Source organism: Streptomyces maremycinicus, assembly GCF_001184025.1.
Lineage (GTDB): Bacteria > Actinomycetota > Actinomycetes > Streptomycetales > Streptomycetaceae > Streptomyces > Streptomyces maremycinicus.
This window is the reverse complement of record NZ_BBYG01000014.1, coordinates 335,462-348,761: the sequence shown is the minus strand read 5'-3', so window position 1 is coordinate 348,761 and position 13,300 is coordinate 335,462. Positions and strand designations below refer to the sequence as shown.

The following is a 13,300-nucleotide window of genomic DNA, read 5'->3' as shown; positions in this document are numbered from 1 at the left end:
ATGGCTTGGTCCGCCCGGTGTTGGGCGAAACCGACGGCACCCGCGCGGAGCGCTACGTCTCCGCGGGCAGGCAGGGGAGCGGCCGGGTCGCGGAGAGCCGCGTGCCGCCGTTTCTCCGGTTCAGGCTCCAGCGCTCCCGGTGGAGGGCGTCCCCGCCGGCCCGCAGATACTGCTCGGCGGCGTCCGCGGCCTCCCGCGCGCAGCGCTTGCCCATCAGCACGCAGAGGGTGTAGCCGCAGTCCTCGAACGCGGCCCGCGCGGTGCGGTCGTCGGGATGCGTCAGCATGTCGCGCTCCCAGGCCCGGTAACTGCGCAAGGTCCTGGCGACTTCTGTCTTCGCTGGTTGAAGCATCGCGCTGTGCACCTTCCGGGAGTTCAAGCACGAGGGAGGTCGCTCGAGGCGGCCGATGGACCCGAGGCGCGGAGGCGCGAAAACGACCAGCCTCCCGTGGCCTTCACTTATGGTGCACGGCGCATCACCCAACGTCCTGTTGGATCTTGTATGTGGTGTGCTCGTGTTGCACGAATGGCGTAGCAGCCCCACTGTGGTTGTGACTCTGGAGCGACAACCGCTCACGCTTCGTGTGGGAAACCCGGCCCGTCGGGCCGAGGAGAAGTGAGAGCCTCGCCGGTGAGGAGCGAACGACGATGAAGACAGCAGTTCCCTGCTACTACCACCTCGACGTGGACGTCTGTCCGGAACGGGTCGGACAGGTCAGGCGCATCCTGGCCGCTCACCTGTCCTACTGGGACCTCGACTCGCATGTCGAGACCGTCTGCCGCGGCGCCGAGATGCTGCTGACCGCCATCGACGAACACGCCACGGACAAGCACACCTCGATCGAGATGTGGTGGAACGGCCAGCACCTGATCACCGCGATCGGGGGCGGCGACCGCCGACTGCGCCCCGACCTGGACCTGCGGGCCTGCCTGGAGCGCATCGCCGTCATGAGCGACGGCTGGGGCTGCTGCGCCACCGGCACCGGGAGCAACGTCATCTGGTTCTCCCAGCGGGCCCGCTCCGGCGAACGCGTCCCGCTGGTCCCGACCGGGCCGACGCCGAGCCTGCGCGAGATGCGCCAAGTACCCCGCGAGCTGCCCGCGGCGGCCCTGGCCGCCCCGGCGGACGAGGCGCGCGGCGCCCTGGAGGCCGCCCTGTGACCTCACGGCCGCACCGGAAGGACCGCAAGGACCGCAGGAACCGGACGGACCGGATGGACCGGAGTGCCGGGGTGCCCGCCTGGAGCGGGCACCCCTTCCCGTTGGGCGCCGACTTCGACGGGCAGGGCACCAACTTCGCGCTGTTCAGCGAGGTCGCCGAACGCGTCGACCTCGTTCTCGTCGACGACGACGGCACCACCCGCGGTGTCCCGCTGACCGAGGTCGACGGCTTCGTCTGGCACGCCTACCTGCCCGGGATCGGTCCCGGGCAGCGCTACGGCTTCCGGGTGCACGGGCCGTGGAACCCCGGCTCCGGACACCGGTGCAACCCGGCGAAACTGCTTCTCGACCCCTACGCACGTGCCGTCGACGGCCAGATCGACAACCACGCCTCCCTGTTCGAGCGGGCCGGCGACCGCCCCGACCCGGCGGACAGCGCCGGGCACACCCTGCTCGGCGTGGTCACCGACGCCGCCTTCGACTGGGGTGACGACGAGCCGCCGCGGCGCCCTTACGCCGACACGGTGATCTACGAGGCCCACGTCCGTGGTCTGACCCGCACGCATCCCGAGGTGCCGCCCGAGCTGCGGGGCACCTACGCCGGTCTCGCGCACCCCGCGGTGACCGAGCACCTCACCTCGCTGGGCGTGACGGCGATCGAGCTGATGCCCGTGCATCAGTACGTGCAGGACGGTGTACTGACCGACCGGGGCCTGTCCAACTACTGGGGCTACAACACCATCGGCTTCTTCGCCCCGCACAACGCCTACGCAGCCCAGGGCACCCGCGGCGAGCAGGTCACAGAGTTCAAGTCCATGGTGAAGGCGCTGCACGCGGCCGGCCTGGAAGTGATCCTCGACGTCGTCTACAACCACACCGCCGAGGGCAACGAGAAGGGCCCCACCCTCTCCTTCCGCGGTATCGACAACGCCTCCTACTACCGGCTCGTGGACGGCGACTGGGCCCACTACTACGACACCACCGGTACCGGCAACAGTCTGCTCATGCGGCACCCGTACGTCCTCCAGCTGATCATGGACTCGCTGCGGTACTGGGTGACGGAGATGCACGTCGACGGCTTCCGCTTCGACCTCGCGGCCACCCTCGCCCGCCAGTTCCACGAGGTGGACCGGCTGTCGGCGTTCTTCGACCTCATCCAGCAGGACCCGGTGATCAGCCGCGTCAAGCTCATCGCCGAGCCCTGGGACGTCGGCGAGGGCGGCTACCAGGTGGGCAACTTCCCGCCGCTGTGGTCGGAGTGGAACGGCCCCTACCGCGACGCGGTACGCGACTTCTGGCGCGCGGAACCCGGTTCGCTCGCCGAGTTCGCCTCCCGGCTGACCGGCTCCGCCGACCTGTACGGCCACAGCAGGCGCCGTCCGCGCGCGAGCGTCAACTTCGTCACCGCGCACGACGGTTTCACCCTGCGTGACCTCGTCTCGTACAACGACAAGCACAACGAGGCCAACGGCGAGGGCAACCGGGACGGCGAGAGCACCAACCGCTCCTGGAACTGCGGGGCAGAGGGGCCCACCGACCGTCCGGAGGTCCTCGCGCTGCGGGCCCGGCAGCAGCGCAACCTGTTCGCCACGCTGCTGCTGTCGCAGGGCATCCCGATGATCGGCCACGGCGACGAACTCGGCCGCACCCAGGGCGGCAACAACAACGCCTACTGCCAGGACAGCGAAGTTTCCTGGGTCGACTGGCGGTTGACCGACGAGCAGCGTGATCTCGCCGACTTCTGCCGGCGCCTCGTCGCGCTGCGCCGCGCCCACCCCGTGCTGCGCCGGCGGCGCTTCTTCCGGGGCGAGACCGTCAGGAACGCCCGGCAGCCGCTGCCCGATCTCGTCTGGCTGCTGCCGGACGCGCGCGAGATGACGGACCGCGACTGGCACCGCGACGACGCGCACAGCGTCGGTGTCTTCCTCAACGGCGACGCGATCGCCGAACCCGACCCCCGCGGCCGGCCCGTCGTGGACGACTCGTTCCTGCTGCTGTTCAACAGCTACTGGGAACCTGTCGTCTTCCGGCTGCCCGGCGTCGAGTACGGCGAGCGCTGGACGGTCCGCGTCGAGACGGCGGAGCCCGACGGCGGTCCGGACGAGACGGAGTACAAGGCGGGCGCGGAGGTGACGCTCGCGGCCCGCAGCCTGATCGTGCTGTCCCGGCCCCCGCGCCGCACGGACGCGGGCGAGCGGACCACGTCGTCCTGACCGCGGTGTCCTGGCCCGGGGCGGGGCCGCAACGCTCCGGCCGGGATGTCCGGGCTCCCGCCCCGGGCCGGTGGTGTCGGCCCGGGGCGGGAGCCCGGAGTCGGGACCACCGGCCGGTCAGCGCTCACCGCGAGCGGTACGTGCGGTAACCGTGAAGCTCAGCGCTCCCGGCGTGAGGTCACCGTGAACTGGGCGCCGTCCGGGTCGCGCAGCACGGCCTCGTGACCGGTCTCGATCAGCACGCTGCCGCCGTGCTTCTCGGCCGCCCGGGCACAGGCCGTCACGTCCGCGACGGCGAAGTGCACCTGCCAGTGCGGGCGGATCGTCGGGTCGGGCGCCGCCTCCAGCGCGCCCGACTCGATCCGGGCGACGACATCGCCCTGGCTGCGCAGCACGACCTCGCCGCCCTCGTAGTGGACCTCGACGCAGCCGGGACGGTCCGTGGCCCAGTCGAGGATCTCCCCGTAGAAGATGGCGGAGTCGAAGGCGTCCCGGGTGTGCAGCCGGACGAAGGCGGGCGCGTCCTGCCGCCAGGCCTTCCAGTTGCCGATCAGCTCGCCCTCCCAGACGCCGAAGGTCGCGCCGTCCCGGTCGGCCAGCAGGGCCGCCCGGCCCGGCGGCAGCGAGATCGGTCCCACGGCCACGGTCCCGCCGCGCTCCCGGGTCCGGGACGCCGCGTCGTCCGCGGCCGGAACGGCGAAGTACGGCGTCCAGGCGACCGCCATCTGCCACATCGCGGCGACGGCGGCCACCCCGGCGACCGGCACATTGCCGACCAGTGCCGTGCGGAAGTGGTCACCGAGCACGCCCCGGCGCCACTCCCAGCCGAGGACGGCCCCGTAGAACTCCTGCGTGGCGTCCAGATCACGGCTGGTGAGACTCACCCAGCAGGGCGCGCCGAATGCGGAGTGCGGGGAAACGGTTCCCCGTGCACCGGGGGCGGATGGCGGGCGACGGTTCATGGCACTCGGGTTCCTGGTCTCTCGTCCGGTGGGCGGGGCTGCCACCAGTGTCCGGCCGGAACGGCCCCGGGCGCCTGCCGAGCCACCCGGTGGCACGATGGAGCGGTGGCACGAGTACCGCGCGGAACACCCGACGAAACGGCCCGGATCTTCGCGCTCCAGGAGGAGATCGACCAGCTGAAGGAGGCCATCGCCTCCCACGCCGTGGTGGACCAGGCGATCGGCGTGGTGGTCGCGCTGGGGCGGATGACGCCGGACGAGGGCTGGGTCGTGCTGAGGGAGCTCTCCCAGCACACCAACATCAAGCTGCGCAACGTCGCCGAACTGATCCTCGTCTGGGGCCGGCTGGGGGACATGCCCGAGGAGATCCGCGCGGAACTCGAGGACCTTCTGGACCGGCACGGCCCCACCCAGATCCCCGGCGCACCGCCGTTGGAGTGAGAGCCGGTCCGCGCCTGCGGATCGTGCGTCCGGTCCGCGAGCCCGGTGCGGTCAGTCCGCCTCGTCGGCGATCTCCTCGCGCAGTCGCGCGAAGCAGCCGCTGAGCAGGCGCGAGACATGCATCTGCGAGATGCCCAGCTGTTCCGCGATCCGGCTCTGCGTCATGCCCGCGAAGAACCGCATGTAGAGGATGGTCCGCTCGCGCTCCGGCAGGGCCCGCAGACAGGGCGCCACGGCCACCCGGTCGACGACGGCGTCATAACCGGGATCGGGGTCGCCCAGCGCGTCCTCCAGCGCGTAGCCGTCGGTGCCGGGCAGCTCGGCCTCCAGCGACAGCGCGGAGAAGCACTCCAGCGCCTCCGCGCCGGTGCGCACCTCGTCCTCGGTCAGCTGCGCGTACACGGCGATCTCGGCGATGGTGGGCGGTCGTCCCGGAGTCGTCTGCGAGAGCTCCTTCGTGGCGTTCCGCACCCGGTTGCGCAGGTCCTGGACCCGACGCGGTACGTGCAGCGTCCACATGTGGTCGCGGAAGTGCCGCTTGATCTCACCGGTGATCGTCGGTACCGCATACGCCTCGAAGGCACGGCCCCGGTCCGGGTCGTAGTGATCGACGGCCTTGACGAGTCCGAGGGCGGCGACCTGGTACAGGTCCTCGAGGTTCTCGCCGCGTCCCCGGAAGCGGACGGCTATCCGTTCGGCCATGGGCAGCCACAGGCGGACCAGCTCGTCCTTGAGCGCCTGCCGCTCTTGCCCGTCGGACAGACCGGCGAGCCGCACGAAGGCCTCGCCGGTGTCCGGCGCGTCGTCGTGGGGGTGCTGCTTGGTTCTGACGGTGCTACGCATCACGCGCGCCTTCCTCGGAAGGGTGCTCGGTGGCCGTACACCGTGGGAGCCGCGCACCGGACACGACGGGAGGACACCCGGGACCGGCCGCGCGGCGGGGTCCCACGGACGTGCCTCCTGTCCGAAGCACTGTTGTTCGGATTCCCGTTATCAGACCTCTTGAAACAATTTCTCCGCTTATCTCCCGTTTTGATGCCTCTAGCGTCTGTCTCCGGGTGCCTCCGGGGCGCATGTGGGGGTCTCTTGACCGGTTCTTGGGTGGATTACCTCTGACACAGAGGTAATCTCGCCGCGTGGATCCGGAGAAGGAACGAGGGGACCCCGAGGCGTTCCCGGAAGAGCTCGCCGACGCGCTCGTCGGCGTCCAGCGGCTGCTCAGGCGGCGGCTGCGGGCCGGTCTGACCGTCCCGCGACTGCGCGGCGCCGAGGTCGAGCTGCTGCGCCTGGTCGAGGCGCGGCCCGGCATCGGCGTCTCGGACGCGGCCAAGGAGCTGTACCTGGCGGGCAACTCCGTCTCCACCCTCGTCAACCAGCTGGTCAAGGACGGCTACCTGGTCCGCGAGACCGATCCCGCCGACCGCCGCGCCGCCCGGCTGCTGCTCACCGAGGCGGCCGAGACCCGGCTGCGGGCATGGCGGGAGCGGCGTGCCGCGCTCGTCGGCCGGCAGCTCGCCCGCCTCGACGCCGCCGACCGGGAGGCGCTGCGCGCGGCGCTCCCCGCCCTGCGCGCGCTCGCCGTCACCCGGCACGAGGAGGCCGAGGAGTCATGACGACCGACAGCACCGCGGACGCCGTCGCCTGCACCGGGCTCGCCTACGCCTTCGGGGACACGAAGGCGGTCGACGGGCTCGATCTGACCGTCCGGGAGGGCGAGGTCTTCGGCCTGCTCGGGCCCAACGGCGCGGGCAAGACCACCGCCATCCGCTGCGTCACGACCCTGCTGCCCGTCCCGTCCGGCATGGTGCGCGTCTTCGGGCACGACGCCGCCGGCGACCGGATGGCCGTACGGCGGCTGCTCGGCTACGTACCGCAGCAGCTGTCCGCCGACTCGGGGCTCACGGGCCGGGAGAACGTCTCGCTGTTCGCCCGCGTCTTCGACGTGCCCCGGCGCGAGCGCGCCGCACGCGTCGGCCAGGCGCTGGGCGCCGTCGGTCTCACGGACGCCGCCGACCGGCTCGCCGGCACCTACTCCGGCGGCATGGTCCGGCGTCTCGAACTCGCCCAGGCCCTGGTCAGCGCGCCCCGGCTGCTGATCCTCGACGAGCCGACGATCGGCCTCGACCCGATCGCCCGGACGGGTGTCTGGGAGCACATCACCGCCGTGCGCGAGGCCACCGGCATGACCGTCCTGGTGACCACGCACTACATGGACGAGGCCGACCAGTACTGCGACCGGGTCGGCCTCATGCACCGCGGCCGGATCCGCGCCCTCGGCACCCCCGCCGAGCTCCGGCAGGGACTCGGGGAACGCCGACGCGCCGAGGGCGCGCCGGCCACGGCCCCGCTGCCGACCCTGGAGGACGTCTTCCGGGAGGTCGCCGGCAGCGGCCTCGACGAGCAGGCAGGAGATTTCCGCGATGTCCGAAGCACCCGCCGCACCGCTCAGCGCGTCGGCTGACCGCGCCCGTCCGCAGGACATAGACCTGCTGCTGCGGGCGCCCCGGGCCCGCGTCGGCTGGCGGCTGCTGCCCGCCCGGGTCGCCGCCCTGTGCGCCGTCGAACTCCAGAAGCTGCGCCACGACCGCACCGAGCTCTACACCCGGGCGGTCCAGCCCGCCCTGTGGCTGCTGATCTTCGGCCAGACCTTCACCCGCATCAAGGCGATCCCGACCGGCGGCATCCCCTACATCGACTACCTCGCGCCCGGCATCATCGCCCAGTCCGCGATGTTCATCGCCATCTTCTACGGCATCCAGATCATCTGGGAGCGGGACGCCGGCGTGCTCAACAAACTGCTCGTCACGCCGACCCCGCGCTCCGCGCTGATCACCGGCAAGGCGTTCGCGGCCGGGGTGAAGTCGGTGATCCAGGCGGTCGTCGTGGTCGTCATCGCCGCCCTGCTCGGCGTCGCCCTGACCTGGAACCCGCTGAAACTGCTCGGCGTCGCCGCGATCGTCGTGCTCGGCTCGGCCTTCTTCTCCTGTCTGTCGATGACCATCGCGGGCATCGTCCTCAGCCGCGACCGCCTCATGGGCTTCGGCCAGGCCATCACCATGCCGCTGTTCTTCGGCTCCAACGCGCTCTACCCGGTCGACATCATGCCGGGCTGGCTCCAGGCAGTCAGCAAGGTCAACCCGCTCAGCTACGAGGTGGACGCGCTGCGGGGGCTGCTCCTCGGCACGCCCGCGCATCTCGCCCTCGACTTCGGGGTGCTGATCGTGGCCGCCGCGCTCGGCATCGCCGCGGCCTCCTCGCTCCTGGGCCGACTGGCCCGCTGAGCCGGCCCGGCGGGCGTCGCCCCGCGAAGCCGAAGGCCGGCCCGGTGATCTTGCGCGGGAACGTGATGTACGGCACGCCCGGGGTGAACCCCCGCGGGGCCCGTCGGCGGATTCTGCCTGGGCACGGCTTGATCAGCGATCAAAAGGGATGAATTCCCTGGCCACAGCGCATTCTGCTCATTTGACAGTGCGATCGGCGCACGGATAGGAAGCAGCCGGTAGAAGTCGAGAGGTGGACTGTGTACGAGCCGAACGTGGTCGGGGACTGGCAGGAGTACGACGCGCATGCCGGTCTGCGGGTCCGCGTCCACCGCCTGGAGCAGAGTGAGCCGCCCAGAGGACGCGACGACGCCGCAGAGGGGCTCACGTACTTCTGCCTGCGGGTGACCGTCGAGAACCGGGGCGACAGCAACTCCACGATCCACCTCGAGGACGGGCAGATCGACGTACGTCTCGGGCCCGACGGCGAGAGCGCGTTCATCGACTGGCGCAACTCGCAGTTCATCGAGGGCTTCGACGTCTACCCGCTGCGCCGCGCCACCGCCGTGCTCTACGCGGCGGGCCCCGAGGCCTCGCTCGCCCAGGTGGACGTCCAGATCCAGCTGCGGGTCGACGACGACTGGGCCGACCGCCGGCTGTGGACGGGCGGCATCGGCCTGGGCGAGGGTTCCTGCGGGACCCCGGCCGGTGCGGGCCGCGACAGCCTGGCCCACCAGGTCAGCAACTTCCTGCGGGACCAGGCCGAAGAGGGCAGCGCCTGACGCCGGTGCGCGCCCGAGACGGCTGCGCGCCCGACGTCAGTGCGGGATGCCGTCGATGATCTCGCGCGCGCCCTGACGCAGCAGCGACACCGCCACCGAGGTGCCGAGCGTCGCCGGGTCGAGCCGGCCCGCCCACTCGTGGGCGTTCAGCCGGGTCTTCCCGTCCGGGGTGAACACGCAGGCACGCAGGGACAGTTCACCGCTGCGGTCCACGCGCGCGAAGCCCGCGATCGGGCTGTTGCAGTGCCCCTGGAGCACATGCAGGAACATGCGTTCCGCCGTGGCCTCCCGATGGGTGGCCGGATCGCCCAGCCCGCTGACCGCGTCGATGACGTCGGTGTCGCCCTCGCGGCACTGGAGGGCGAGGATGCCCGCGCCGATCGGCGGCATCATCGTCTCCGGCGACAGCACCTCGGTGATGACGTCCTGCCGCTCGATGCGCTCGAGCCCGGACACGGCGAGCAGCAGCGCGTCCGCCTCGCCGGCCGCCAGCTTCTCCAGCCGCCGGTTGGCGTTGCCCCGGAACGGCACGCACTCCAGGTGCGGATGGGTGGCGGCGAGCTGGGCGACCCGGCGCACCGAGGAGGTGCCGATGCGCGTCCCGGCCGGGAGCTCGTCCAGGGTGCGGCCACCCGGGTGCACCAGGGCGTCCCGGATGTCGTCCCGTTCGAGGAACGCGGCGAACACCGTGCCCGCGGGCAGCGGCCGGTCCGCCGGCACGTCCTTGACGCAGTGCACCGCGAGGTCCGCGACGCCGGCCAGCAACGCCGCGTCGACCTCCTTGGTGAAGGCGCCCTTGCCCTCGACCTGTGACAGGTCGCCCATCCACTTGTCGCCGGTCGTCTTCACGGGGACGACCTCGGTACGGACACCGGGGTGCAGGGCGGCCAACTCCGCGCGTACGCGCTCTACTTGGGCCAGCGCCATGGGCGAGTCACGGGAGACGACACGGATCAATTCCGGAACGGACATGCGGGACACGATAGACCCTCGGAGGCCGTGTCCCGTGCCGCTGGTGGCTTTCGGCCACGGGCCGCCGGCCCGTCGGCGGCGGGGTCGCGGGCGTACGGACGCGTGCGGGCGGCCGCGTTCGCGCTGTTTCGCGCTGTCAGGACGTGACGTCGAGGACGAAACGCCGTTTGTCGGTGCCGAGGGCGCCGAGCCGGGCGTAGAAGCGGATCGCCCCCTCGTTCCAGGCGGGCGTCTGCCACTGCACCTCGCTCATGCCCAGACTCCGGGCCTGCGCCGCCACGGCCCCCATCAGCAGGGCGCCCAGGCCCAGTCCGCGATGGCCGGGGGTGAGGAACAGACAGTCCATGTGGAGGTACTCACGGCCCTCCCAGGTGGAGAGTTCGGGCGCGCAGGTCGCGTAGCCGACGACCTCGCCGTCGGGCAGTGCGGCGACCAGGCAGTACAGCCGGGGCGCCGGGGCGTCGAAGAGCAGCCCGGCGAGCCGTTTCGCCAGGTCGGGCACGGGCGGGGCGGCACGTTCGTACTCCGCGTGCTGGGCGGCGAGTTCGGCGACCCGCGCCAGATCGGACCGCTCGGCGTGCCGGACCCGTGCGGCGGCGCTCACCTGACGTCCCCCTCGGCCGTGTCCGTGCCCCGCGCGGTCCGCTCGGGCCCCGCGAAGGCGTACGGCGTGACCGGGTGTCCGGCGACCTGCCGGGTGCCCGACGGCCGTGCGGTGCGGGCGGGACGATCCTCGGCGAGGGCGAGCGATCCCTTCGTCGGCACGGTCGGCGGCAGTTCGTCGTGAAGATCCATCCGGACATCATGGGGGTGTGCGTGCGCCGCCGTCCACGGTCGGGGGCCGCGCACCCCGGCCCGCGGACGGCGGCCGGGGATCACGCGGCGGGGTCGAAGGCGATCCCGGACGGCTTCGCCGAGGAGAGGTGACTGACGAAGCTGGCGTCCTTCAGACCGAAGTTGGCGCTGCCGAAGTTGTACGCGCTCAACTTGTCCCGCAGACCCGCCGGGTAGCCGTTCCATCCGACCAGCGGCGGGTACTGCCAGGTGCCCTTGTGGTTCTCCGGGGGCTCGTCGTTGGAGTTCGCCAGCCGGAAGCAGTGCGTGCTGATGCCGTCCTTGTGGTAGACGATCTTGGCGTGCGAGCCGTCGAAGCGGACGCCGGAGGCCGCGGTCACCGTGAACGAGCCGTGGTTGGACGTCGAGACGTACTGGACCTGGCCGTTCTGCACCCAGATCACGACGTGTTCCCAGTCGTGCCGGTGCCCGCCGATGCTGCTGCCCGCCAGGGCCTGGTCCTTCTCGAAGTAGAGGCCGTACAGGTACGCGCACCAGCCGTTGTTGCACTTGTAGCGCGAGTAGCTGTTGGTGTTGTCCAGGTCGGAGGCGTCCCGGCAGCTGCCGTTGAGGGCGCCGGTCGGGTTCAGTCCGCCGTTGATCGTGCCGTCGGGGCCGATGGCCGGGGTCGAGTAGCAGCCGTCCGTGTCGTAGTCGAACGCGGGCTGATACGTCAGTTCGGCGGCTTCGGCGTTCGACGGCAGGGCGGTCGGCGGGGCCGCGAAGGCCGCGGTGGGGAAGGCGATGACGAGCGCGGCGGCACCGGCGAACCCGGTGAGCCACCTCCGGCGGTGGACCTTGGACTTCGATGACGACACTGCGTCCTCCTCGGGGTTCGGGCGCAGCCGAACGGCTGTGTGGGGAGAGGGAGTTGAAAAGCAGCTCAGCTTCCCGGGTTTTCCCTCCCACGCCAAGAGGTCGCAGGCGTATCAGTGGTGAAGCGCAGCCCAATAGTTGGCTGCCGGGACGGGGTCAGGCGGAAATGTCCGGCAGATCCGCCGCCGACTCCTCGGGTGTCAGATCCGGCCGCAGTCGGAGCCAGGACGGCTGACGCAGCAGCCCCGCCCGGGTCCGCGTGCTGTACCGGACCTCCCCGACCAGCCGGGGCACCACCCACCGCGCGCCCGGTGCCTGGGGCACGGTGTCGAAGGGGCACTCGTAGGTCGCCGCGGCCCGCAGCAGGGCGGCGAGTTCGACCCGCTCGGCCTCGCTCCAGCCGGTGCCCACCCCGCCGACGTACCGCAGTCCGGTCGCGGCCCGCTGCCCCACCAGGACGGCGCCGGGCAGCCCGGTCAGCCGTCCCTTGCCCGGCAGCCAGCCCCCGACCAGGACGTCCGCGACCCGCATGTTGCGGATCTTGATCCAGGCGCGGGACCGCACCCCCGGCTCGTACACCGAGTCCAGACGCTTGCAGACCAGCCCCTCCAGACCGTGCGCGCGGGTCGCCTCCAGGGCCTCCCGCCCGTGTCCGACCAGGGCACCCGGCGTGGACCAGAACGGCCCCTCCAGCTCCAGCGCCTCCAGCCGGGCCCTGCGCCGGGTGTACGACAGCGGGAGGAGGGACCGGCCCCCGAGGTGCAGCACGTCGAACAGCACGAGGTGCACGGGTACCGTCGCCGCCAGGCGCGCGGCCTTGACCGGCGCCCCGGCCAGCCCCATCCGGGACTGGAGCAACTGGAAGTCGGCCCGTCCCCGGGAGTCCAGGGCGAGGATCTCGCCGTCCAGCACGGCCGGCGCGGTGCCCAGCGCCCCGGCCAGCGGCCGCAGCTCGGGATAGGCGCCGGTGATGTCCTCCCCCGAGCGGGCGCGCAGGGTGAGGCTCCCGTCTCCGGCGAGGTACACCAGGGCCCGCTGCCCGTCCTGCTTGGTCTCGTAGGCCCAGCGCGCGTCCTGGGCGGTGGGCGGCAGCCGGCCCGGGGTGGCCAGCATCGGTGCGATGAGAGGGAGGGGCATGGGTGAGTTGTGGACGCGGCCGGGCCGACGCACGCGGAACAGGCCCCGGTTTCGCCTGAACGGCGCTGTGCCGCCGGTGCGCTCGGTGGCCGCCGGGTCACGCGCCGGGTGCCGGGCCGGCGGGCCGCCACGACCGGCCGGACGCGGCCCCGGCCAGGGTGGTGCCCTCCTGCCGATGTCCCGCCCGCTGACTTCCCGCCTGCTGACCCGACGCCTGCGACGTCCCGTCCGCCGAGGTCCCGTCATGCCCGACGTCCCGTCCCTCGAGGCCCCGCCTGCCGACGTCCCGGAAACTTCTCGTGGTGAGGTGCATCCGCGCGCGGCCCTCGGCCCGAAGGGCGGGCATGACGCAAGGTGCCACACCCATGCCTGCTCGTGGAGAGCAGGACCCCGCAGACGTCGTGACGATGCGCGAGACCGCACGGCGTGCCCTCGGCCTCGGTGAGCCGCCGCGCGCCGATGAGCTGGACCTCCTGCTCGCCCAACTGCGCGGTCAGCTCGCGGTGATGATCCCCGAGGTCGAGAGCCTGGCCGGTCGTCGGCTCCCGGGCGGCGAGCAAGCCGCCGGTGCGGCACTCGCCTGCGCGCGGGAGGCGAGGCGTCTGCCGCAGGTGTCCGACCGGCAGGCACCGGATGAAGGGGCCGACCTCGCCCGTCGGCTGGCCCGCGCCCTGACGGCCCTGTGCGACCACCACGACATCCTGGACCACGACCGTTCCTGA

The 13,300-nt window shown here is 72.0% G+C and carries 16 protein-coding genes; 8 read left to right on the top strand and 8 right to left on the bottom strand.

Going from position 1 to position 13,300, the window contains the following annotated elements; translation table 11 throughout:
• Positions 1 to 52: 52 nt before the first annotated feature.
• Positions 53 to 352 carry a DUF5133 domain-containing protein gene (locus tag AOQ37_RS19795; protein WP_078890271.1) on the bottom strand — a complete coding sequence of 100 codons (300 nt, stop codon included), beginning with the start codon at positions 350 to 352 and terminating at the stop codon, positions 53 to 55.
• Between the two features lie 296 nt (positions 353 to 648).
• On the opposite strand from AOQ37_RS19795, the gene AOQ37_RS19790 reads away from it, so the two are divergent.
• Complete coding sequence (locus tag AOQ37_RS19790; protein ID WP_062645892.1) at positions 649 to 1,161, top strand: hypothetical protein; 513 nt, start codon at positions 649 to 651, stop codon at positions 1,159 to 1,161.
• A gap of 53 nt (positions 1,162 to 1,214) precedes the next feature.
• Positions 1,215 to 3,374: a glycogen debranching protein GlgX gene (gene glgX, locus AOQ37_RS19785; protein WP_199825059.1), complete on the top strand. Its 2,160-nt coding sequence runs from the start codon at positions 1,215 to 1,217 to the stop codon at positions 3,372 to 3,374.
• A 158-nt stretch (positions 3,375 to 3,532) separates the two neighbouring features.
• On the opposite strand, the gene AOQ37_RS19780 is transcribed toward glgX, so the two are convergent.
• On the bottom strand, positions 3,533 to 4,336 hold the full coding sequence (locus tag AOQ37_RS19780; protein WP_062645891.1) for a VOC family protein: 804 nt from the start codon (positions 4,334 to 4,336) through the stop codon (positions 3,533 to 3,535).
• A 105-nt stretch (positions 4,337 to 4,441) separates the two neighbouring features.
• Between AOQ37_RS19780 and AOQ37_RS19775 the strand changes: the two genes are divergently transcribed.
• The gene (locus AOQ37_RS19775) at positions 4,442 to 4,777 is read left to right on the top strand and encodes an ANTAR domain-containing protein (protein WP_062645890.1); all 336 of its coding nucleotides are present in this window, start codon (positions 4,442 to 4,444) and stop codon (positions 4,775 to 4,777) included.
• A gap of 51 nt (positions 4,778 to 4,828) precedes the next feature.
• On the opposite strand, the gene AOQ37_RS19770 is transcribed toward AOQ37_RS19775, so the two are convergent.
• Positions 4,829 to 5,620 carry a SigB/SigF/SigG family RNA polymerase sigma factor gene (locus tag AOQ37_RS19770; RefSeq protein WP_062645889.1) on the bottom strand — a complete coding sequence of 264 codons (792 nt, stop codon included), beginning with the start codon at positions 5,618 to 5,620 and terminating at the stop codon, positions 4,829 to 4,831.
• 293 nt (positions 5,621 to 5,913) lie between these two features.
• On the opposite strand from AOQ37_RS19770, the gene AOQ37_RS19765 reads away from it, so the two are divergent.
• From AOQ37_RS19765 to AOQ37_RS19750, 4 genes are all read left to right on the top strand, one after another.
• On the top strand, positions 5,914 to 6,390 hold the full coding sequence (locus AOQ37_RS19765) for a MarR family winged helix-turn-helix transcriptional regulator (RefSeq protein WP_062645888.1): 477 nt from the start codon (positions 5,914 to 5,916) through the stop codon (positions 6,388 to 6,390).
• Complete coding sequence (locus tag AOQ37_RS19760) at positions 6,387 to 7,238, top strand: ABC transporter ATP-binding protein (RefSeq protein WP_062645887.1); 852 nt, start codon at positions 6,387 to 6,389, stop codon at positions 7,236 to 7,238. Before AOQ37_RS19765 ends, AOQ37_RS19760 begins: the two co-directional genes overlap by 4 nt.
• Positions 7,198 to 8,058, top strand: a complete 861-nt coding sequence (locus AOQ37_RS19755; protein ID WP_062645886.1) for an ABC transporter permease — start codon at positions 7,198 to 7,200, stop codon at positions 8,056 to 8,058. Before AOQ37_RS19760 ends, AOQ37_RS19755 begins: the two co-directional genes overlap by 41 nt.
• Positions 8,059 to 8,297: 239 nt before the next feature.
• Positions 8,298 to 8,819 carry a hypothetical protein gene (locus tag AOQ37_RS19750; protein WP_062645885.1) on the top strand — a complete coding sequence of 174 codons (522 nt, stop codon included), beginning with the start codon at positions 8,298 to 8,300 and terminating at the stop codon, positions 8,817 to 8,819.
• 36 nt (positions 8,820 to 8,855) lie between these two features.
• Here AOQ37_RS19750 and hemC read toward each other — a convergent pair whose 3' ends face one another.
• The 5 genes from hemC to AOQ37_RS19725 all read right to left on the bottom strand — a co-directional run bounded on the left by hemC (position 8,856) and on the right by AOQ37_RS19725 (position 12,578).
• Positions 8,856 to 9,791, bottom strand: a complete 936-nt coding sequence (gene hemC / locus AOQ37_RS19745) for a hydroxymethylbilane synthase (RefSeq protein ID WP_062645884.1) — start codon at positions 9,789 to 9,791, stop codon at positions 8,856 to 8,858.
• Between the two features lie 136 nt (positions 9,792 to 9,927).
• Positions 9,928 to 10,395, bottom strand: coding sequence for a GNAT family N-acetyltransferase (locus AOQ37_RS19740; RefSeq protein WP_062645883.1), 468 nt, complete (start codon positions 10,393 to 10,395; stop codon positions 9,928 to 9,930).
• Positions 10,392 to 10,586 (bottom strand): hypothetical protein, encoded by a 195-nt coding sequence (locus tag AOQ37_RS19735; RefSeq protein ID WP_062645882.1) that lies wholly within the window; start codon positions 10,584 to 10,586, stop codon positions 10,392 to 10,394. The genes AOQ37_RS19740 and AOQ37_RS19735 overlap by 4 nt, the downstream gene beginning before the upstream one ends.
• Before the next feature lie 80 nt (positions 10,587 to 10,666).
• The gene (locus AOQ37_RS19730; RefSeq protein WP_062645881.1) at positions 10,667 to 11,443 is read right to left on the bottom strand and encodes an NPP1 family protein; all 777 of its coding nucleotides are present in this window, start codon (positions 11,441 to 11,443) and stop codon (positions 10,667 to 10,669) included.
• A gap of 154 nt (positions 11,444 to 11,597) precedes the next feature.
• A complete protein-coding gene (locus AOQ37_RS19725) occupies positions 11,598 to 12,578 on the bottom strand; it encodes an ATP-dependent DNA ligase (protein ID WP_062645880.1) in 981 nt (326 codons plus the stop codon).
• A 365-nt stretch (positions 12,579 to 12,943) separates the two neighbouring features.
• On the opposite strand from AOQ37_RS19725, the gene AOQ37_RS19715 reads away from it, so the two are divergent.
• A complete protein-coding gene (locus tag AOQ37_RS19715; RefSeq protein WP_159401360.1) occupies positions 12,944 to 13,300 on the top strand; it encodes a DUF6415 family natural product biosynthesis protein in 357 nt (118 codons plus the stop codon).

Excerpts from the sequence above, each read along its gene's own strand:
- AOQ37_RS19795 (WP_078890271.1), bottom strand. The coding sequence starts at position 352 with ATGCTTCAACCAGCGAAGACAGAAGTCGCCAGGACCTTGCGCAGTTAC.
- AOQ37_RS19790 (WP_062645892.1), top strand. The coding sequence starts at position 649 with ATGAAGACAGCAGTTCCCTGCTACTACCACCTCGACGTGGACGTCTGT.
- glgX (WP_199825059.1), top strand. The coding sequence starts at position 1,215 with ATGGACCGGAGTGCCGGGGTGCCCGCCTGGAGCGGGCACCCCTTCCCG.
- AOQ37_RS19780 (WP_062645891.1), bottom strand. The coding sequence starts at position 4,336 with ATGAACCGTCGCCCGCCATCCGCCCCCGGTGCACGGGGAACCGTTTCC.
- AOQ37_RS19770 (WP_062645889.1), bottom strand. The coding sequence starts at position 5,620 with ATGCGTAGCACCGTCAGAACCAAGCAGCACCCCCACGACGACGCGCCG.
- AOQ37_RS19760 (WP_062645887.1), top strand. The coding sequence starts at position 6,387 with ATGACGACCGACAGCACCGCGGACGCCGTCGCCTGCACCGGGCTCGCC.
- AOQ37_RS19755 (WP_062645886.1), top strand. The coding sequence starts at position 7,198 with ATGTCCGAAGCACCCGCCGCACCGCTCAGCGCGTCGGCTGACCGCGCC.
- hemC (WP_062645884.1), bottom strand. The coding sequence starts at position 9,791 with ATGTCCGTTCCGGAATTGATCCGTGTCGTCTCCCGTGACTCGCCCATG.
- AOQ37_RS19735 (WP_062645882.1), bottom strand. The coding sequence starts at position 10,586 with ATGGATCTTCACGACGAACTGCCGCCGACCGTGCCGACGAAGGGATCG.
- AOQ37_RS19725 (WP_062645880.1), bottom strand. The coding sequence starts at position 12,578 with ATGCCCCTCCCTCTCATCGCACCGATGCTGGCCACCCCGGGCCGGCTG.
- AOQ37_RS19715 (WP_159401360.1), top strand. The coding sequence starts at position 12,944 with ATGCCTGCTCGTGGAGAGCAGGACCCCGCAGACGTCGTGACGATGCGC.